Source organism: Actinoplanes sp. NPDC024001 (assembly GCF_040638955.1).
In the GTDB taxonomy this organism is placed as follows: Bacteria; Actinomycetota; Actinomycetes; order Mycobacteriales; family Micromonosporaceae; genus Actinoplanes.
Window position 1 is genome coordinate 1 of the sequence record NZ_JBEZZB010000122.1, and the last position, 6,045, is coordinate 6,045.

The following is a 6,045-nucleotide window of genomic DNA, read 5'->3' on the forward strand; positions in this document are numbered from 1 at the left end:
GTGCGCCCGGAAGGCGGCCTGGGCGGCCGCCTCGCGCTGCGCCTCCGCCTGCGACGCGGCGGCGTCGGCCTGCGCCACCCGGACCCGGATCAGATAACCGGCCAGCCAGGCCCCGGTGACGAAGAATCCGAGAATGAACACCTGCCCGACGTCCGGCTCGTCCGAGTAATAGCCGAGCGGGAAGAGCAGCAGCATCGCCGCGACGGTCGTCACGCCACCGAGCACCGCGACGGCGACGCGCCGCCCGTGCAACGCCACCGAGAACGTGGCGACCAGCATGCTCGGGAACGGGAACGTGGTGTTCTCCGGCCCGGTGATCGTGAAGACCCGCAGCATCAGCAGCGCGACGACCGTGGCCAGCACGGCCTCCGGCGCCCGGCGGCGCAGCACCAGCGGCAGCGTGAACCCGGCCGCGAACGCCACCCGCTCCCAGTGCGGGCCGGGACCGGGCAGCGTGACGGCCTCGATCACCGCCCATCCGCAGAGCAGGGCGGTGAGCGCGACATCCGCCTTCGGCGGGCGGCGCGGCACCCGGGAGAGGGTGGTCAGGGCATCCACAGCGGCGACCCTAGCCATCCGCGCGGCGCGCGGGCGTCATCCTCCAGGCGCATAAAGATCATCATTCGGAGGTACGCGCTGACGACCGCGGACCGATGAGCGGGGCGGGGTCCGATTCCTAGATTTCTCGGCATGACAGCAACGACGACCACCGCACCCACCACCACTACCCGGATCAGCCCGATCGCCGGCTGGGCGGCCGCCGCCGGAGCGATCGCCTCCGCGGTCGCCGGCGCGATCCAGGCCGTGCGATCCGACGACGGCAACCCGCTCGTCGACACCTCCGAGCATGTGCTGCTGGCCATGGTGGCGGCGGCCCTGGTGCTCTGGATCCCCGGCTACCTGGCCCTCGGCAGACTGGCCGGCACCCGCACCGCCCGGATCGGCGGTTACCTCGCGGTCGCCGGCGCCGGCCTGCTCGCTCTCGGCATGACCAGCACCAACCTGCACGACCAGGACTACTCGTGGTTCCCGATCGTCGCCGCCCCGGCCAACCTGTTCTGGCTGGCCGGCTCGATCATGCTGGCCGTCGCCACCTGGCGCACCCGCACCCTGCCGCGCCCGCTCGCGGCCGCCCTGGTACTGGTCTGGCTCACCTCGATCATCCTGTCCCAGGCCGGCGGCAACCTGATCGCCGGCGTGATCTGGGGTTTCGTCGCCTGGTCGCTGCTCGCCGCCGCCCGCCACACCCCCTGACCCGTCACCCCGCCATCAGCCCTCCGGAGCTGGCGCCCAGTGTCGTGTCGTGCCCGCTGGGCCGGCGCTGGCGGTCAGCCGTGAGGTCCAGCTGGCGCCCAGTGTCGTGTTGTGCCCGCTGGGCCGGCGCTGGCGGTCAGCCGTGAGGTCCAGCTGGCGCCCAGTGTCGTGTTGTGCCCGCTGGGCCGGCGCTGGCGGTCAGCCGTGAGGTCCAGCTGGCGCCCAGTGTCGTGTCGTGCCCGCGGGGGCAGCGCTGGCCGTCAGCTGTGAGAGGTGGCTGGCGTGCGGTGTCGGTGAGGGCAATGCGGCAGCGGCGGGGTCAGAGGGCCTCGCCCGCCTTGCGGGCGGCGATCAGGACCGGGTCCCACACCGGGGCGTACGGCGGCGCGTAGCCCAGATCCAGCGCCGTCATCTCGGTGACCGTCATCCGGTTCCAGATCGCCACCGCGAAGGCGTCGATCCGCTTGGCCGCCTCGGTCCTGCCGACGATCTGCGCGCCGAGCAGCAGGCCGGTGTCCTGCTCGGCGATCACCTTGACGGTCATCGGCACCGCGCCGGGGAAGTAGCCGGCCCGGTTCGTGGAGTCGACCGACGCGGTGACGAAGCGGTAGCCGGCCGCCTCGGCCTCCTTGGAGCTCAGGCCGGTCCGGGCCACCTCCAGGTCGCAGATCTTGGTGATGCCGGTGCCGACGATGCCGGGGAAGGTCGCGTAGCCGCCGCCGATGTTGATCCCGGCGACCCGCCCCTGCTTGTTGGCGTGGGTGCCGAGCGGGACGTACATCCGGCGGCCGGTTACCAGGTTCAGCACCTCGGTGCAGTCGCCGGCCGCCCACACGCCGTCGCCGACCCGCTGGCGCAGGTCCGGCACGAGACCCCCGGAGGCGCCCAGCGCAATGCCGGCCGCTTCGGCGAGCGCGCTGTTCGGCCGTACGCCCAGGCCCAGGACCACGATGTCGGCCGGCAGCGTCCCGCTGTCGGTGACCACCGCGGAGATCCGGCCGCCGGCCGTCTCCAGGCCCTGCACGGTGACGCCGGTGCGCAGGTCGATGCCGATCTTGCGGATCGACTCGGCGACCAGGGCGCCCATGTCCGGATCCACGGTGGACATCGGCTGCTCGGCCCGCTCGATCAGGGCGACCCGCAGGCCGCGCCGGGCGAACGCCTCGGCCATCTCGACGCCGATGTAGCCGGCGCCGATCACCACCGCGGTCTCCGGTTTCGGTGTCGTCTCCAGCCAGGCGTTGACCGCCGCGCCGTCACCGAGCGTCTGCACGCCGAAGACGCCGCCCGCGGTGGTCCGTGCCCACGGTGGACGCACCGGGCTGGCGCCGGTCGCGTAGACCAGCTCGTCGAAACCCTCCCGCACCTCCCGGCCGGCGGCGAGGTCGCGGACCGTGACGGTCCGCGCGTCCAGGTCGATGCCGGTGACCTCGTGCCCGGTGCGCACCTCGATGCCGGCGTCGTGGAACGCGGCGGGATCCCGGGCGATCAGCTCGTCCGGCCCGTCGACCAGGCCGCCGATCCAGTACGGGATCCCGCACGCCGAGTACGACGTGTAGTCGCCTTTCTCGAACGTGAGGATCTGCAGGTCTGCCTGGCCGCGGCGTTTGCGGGCCTGGGACGCCGCGGACATCCCCGCCGCATCGCCGCCGATGACGATAAGTCGCACCGGTCCATTCTGCCCCGCGGCCGCCCCGGGTTTGCGCCGAAAGCGGCCGGGAGTGGTTGCCTGTCGCATCAGCCCCGATCTATGGTGACCCCACCGCATCGAAGCGCTTCGACGACGTGCGAAGCGGCTCTTCGCCATGCCCACATTCAGGAGACCGCCATGCGACAACGCGGTTTGGCCGTCCTCGCCGCCGCCCTGCTGGTCGTGCCCCTCACACCGGGGGCCGCACAGGCCGACCCCGCCCATCCGTTCCGTGATCCGAGCCTGCCGCTGGAGACCCGGGTCGACGACCTGGTCGGCCGGCTCACCTTCGACGAGAAGATCTCCCTGCTCCATCAATATCAACCGGCGATCCCACGCCTCGGCATCGAGGTGTTCAAGGCCGGCACCGAGGCGCTGCACGGTGTCGCCTGGTCCAACGACTACCGCAACAACGGCGCCAAGGTCGACGCCACGGCGACGGTGTTCCCGCAGGCCGTGGGCCTGGCCAGCACCTGGGACCCGGAGCTGATCAACCGGGTCGGCTCGGCGGTCGGCGACGAGCTGCGCGGCTTCCACCGGCGGGACCCGGTGCTCTGGGGCCTCAACACCTGGGCGCCGGTGATCAATCCGCTGCGCGACCCGCGCTGGGGCCGCAACGAGGAGGGCTACTCCGAGGACCCACTGCTGACCGGGGCGATCGCCACCGCCTACGGCCGGGGTCTGCAGGGTGACGACCCGGACCACCTGAAGACCGCGCCGACCCTGAAGCACTACGCGGCCTACAACAACGAGACCAAACGCGACGTCACCTCGTCGAACGTGCCGCAGCGGGTGCTCAACGAATACGAGCGCAAGCCGTTCGAGATCGCCCTGAACAACGACGCGGCGACCGGCGTGATGGCCTCCTACAACCTGATCAACGGGCGGCCGGCCACCGTGGACCCGGACCTCGCCGGGATCGTGCGGGACTGGAGCGACCGGCGGCTGTTCAACGTCAGCGACGCCTGGGCGCCGACCAACCTGACCGGCTCGCAGCAATACTTCGCCACCCAGGCCGAGGCGAATGCCGCCATCCTCAAGGCCGGCCTGGACAGCTTCACGGTCAACGACACCAACGCCGAGCCGACGACCACCGCGGTCAAGCAGGCGCTCGCGCAGGGCCTGATCACCGAGGCCGACATCGACGAGTCGGTGGGCAACGCGCTGAGCATCCGGTTCCGGCTCGGCGAGTTCGACCCGGACGGCGGGCCCCACGCGGACATCTCGCCGTCGGTGATCGACAGCCCCGCGCACCGCGCGCTCGCCCGGGAGACCGCCGCCGAGGCGTCGGTCCTGCTCAAGAACACCGGCCTGCTGCCACTCCAGGCGGGCGGTGACGTCGCGGTCGTCGGTCCGCTGGCCGACAAGCTCTACACCGATTGGTACGGGGGACAGCTCCCGTACGAGGTCACCGTGCTCGACGGCATCCGCGAGCGGGCGTCCTCGGTGACCACCGCGTTCGGCGCCGACCGGATCGCGCTGAAGGACGTGGCGACCGGCCGGTACGTGACCGGCGGCTCCGGCCCGGCCGGCGTCGTCGAGACCACGCCCACGCCGGCCGCCCAGTTCGACAGCGTGGACTGGGGCGACGGCGTCTCCACCCTGCGCAACGTGGGCAACGGCAAGCTGCTCGGCTACAACTGGGGCCCGTTCGTCACCGTGGAGAACAACCCGACCGGCTGGTTCGTGCAGCAGCAGTTCAAGCTGGAGGAACAGTCCGACGGCACCTACGTGCTGCACTACGCCGGCTACGAGACGCAGGAGTCCTGGTTCGGCGCGAACACCTACGTGACGATCGGCGCCGACGGCAACCTGGCCCTCGGCTCGCCGGACGCCGCCGGCGCCGCCCGTTTCACCAAGGAAGTGCTGGTCGACGGGGTGGCCTCGGCCGCCGCCACCGCGAAGAAGGCGCGCACCGCGGTCGTGGTGGTCGGCACCGACCCGTTCGTCGCCGGGCGTGAGGTGCACGACCGCACCTCGACCGACCTCGGCGCCCGGCAGGAGGCGCTGATCCGGGCGGTCCGGGCGGCGAACCCGAACACCGTCGTGGTGCTGCAGAGCAGTTACCCGCAGACGATCAACTGGGCGCAGCGGCACGTGCCGGGCATCCTGTGGACCACGCACGCGGGCGCGGAGACCGGGCACGCGGTGGCCGACGTGCTCTACGGCGACGTCAACCCGTCCGGCCGGCTCACCCAGACCTGGTACCGCTCCACCGCGCAACTGCCGGACGACCTGCTCGAATACGACATCATCGGCAGCGAGCAGACCTACCTCTACAGCGACGCCAAGCCGCTGTACGCGTTCGGGCACGGCCTGTCGTACACCAGCTTCCGCTACGGGGTTCCGCGCGTGCGGGACGGCAAGGTCAGCGTGACCGTCACCAACACCGGTAAGCGGGCCGGTGACGAGGTGGTGCAGCTCTACACGCACCAGCGGAGCTCGCGGGACGCCACGGCGAACAAGCAGCTGCGCGGGTTCCAGAAGGTGCATCTGGCGGCCGGGCATACGAAGACGGTCACGTTCGGGCTGAGACCCGCCGACCTGGCCCGCTGGGATCAGACCCGGCAGCGCTGGGTGGTCGAGACCTCGGTCTACGACATCTTGCTCGGCCCCTCGTCGCAGGACATCCGGCGGCGTGAGGCCCTTGCGGTGCGCGGGGAGACCATCCCGGCCCGTGACCTGGCCAAGGAGACACGGGCGGAGACCTTCGACGCGTACGCCGGGGTGCGCCTGCTCGACGAGAGCAAGGCCCGCGGCACCGTGGTCGGGGCGTCGAAGGCCGGCGACTGGATCGCCTTCCGGGACGCCGCGCTGCGCGGCGGGACCACCTTCACGGCTCGCGCCGCCGGCGCCGGGACCGTGCAGATCCGGCTGGGCTCGCCGACCGGCCGCCTGCTGGGCACCGCCACGGTCGCCGACACCGGCGGCATCTACAACTACACGACGGTGACCACGTCGCTGGCCCGGGCAACCGGCCGCCAGGACGTGTATCTCGTGCCCAGCCCCGGCCTGCGGCTCGCCGCCTTCCACATCCGCTGACACCCGCCGTGGGGTGGTTGGGGGGGGCGCGCGGCCCCGCAGAACACCCACACAAAGGG

At 71.9% G+C, this 6,045-nt stretch carries 4 protein-coding genes; 2 read left to right on the forward strand and 2 right to left on the reverse strand.

Annotated features, from left to right (window positions below; translation table 11 throughout):
* On the reverse strand, positions 1-558 hold a 558-nt coding region (locus AB0F81_RS35690), incomplete at its 3' end, for a hypothetical protein (protein ID WP_360204514.1).
* A gap of 132 nt (positions 559-690) precedes the next feature.
* Between AB0F81_RS35690 and AB0F81_RS35695 the strand changes: the two genes are divergently transcribed.
* Positions 691-1,254, forward strand: a complete 564-nt coding sequence (locus AB0F81_RS35695) for a hypothetical protein (RefSeq protein WP_360204517.1) — start codon at positions 691-693, stop codon at positions 1,252-1,254.
* Positions 1,255-1,573: 319 nt separating this feature from the next.
* Here AB0F81_RS35695 and AB0F81_RS35700 read toward each other — a convergent pair whose 3' ends face one another.
* Positions 1,574-2,923, reverse strand: coding sequence for an FAD-dependent oxidoreductase (locus AB0F81_RS35700; protein WP_360204520.1), 1,350 nt, complete (start codon positions 2,921-2,923; stop codon positions 1,574-1,576).
* A 159-nt stretch (positions 2,924-3,082) separates the two neighbouring features.
* Between AB0F81_RS35700 and AB0F81_RS35705 the strand changes: the two genes are divergently transcribed.
* Positions 3,083-5,986, forward strand: coding sequence for a glycoside hydrolase family 3 C-terminal domain-containing protein (locus tag AB0F81_RS35705; protein WP_360204523.1), 2,904 nt, complete (start codon positions 3,083-3,085; stop codon positions 5,984-5,986).
* The last annotated feature ends 59 nt before the right edge of the window (positions 5,987-6,045 follow it).

What these genes read in the sequence shown, in the direction of transcription:
- AB0F81_RS35695 (WP_360204517.1), top strand. Translation starts at nt 691, where the DNA reads ATGACAGCAACGACGACCACCGCACCCACCACCACTACCCGGATCAGC.
- AB0F81_RS35705 (WP_360204523.1), top strand. Translation starts at nt 3,083, where the DNA reads ATGCGACAACGCGGTTTGGCCGTCCTCGCCGCCGCCCTGCTGGTCGTG.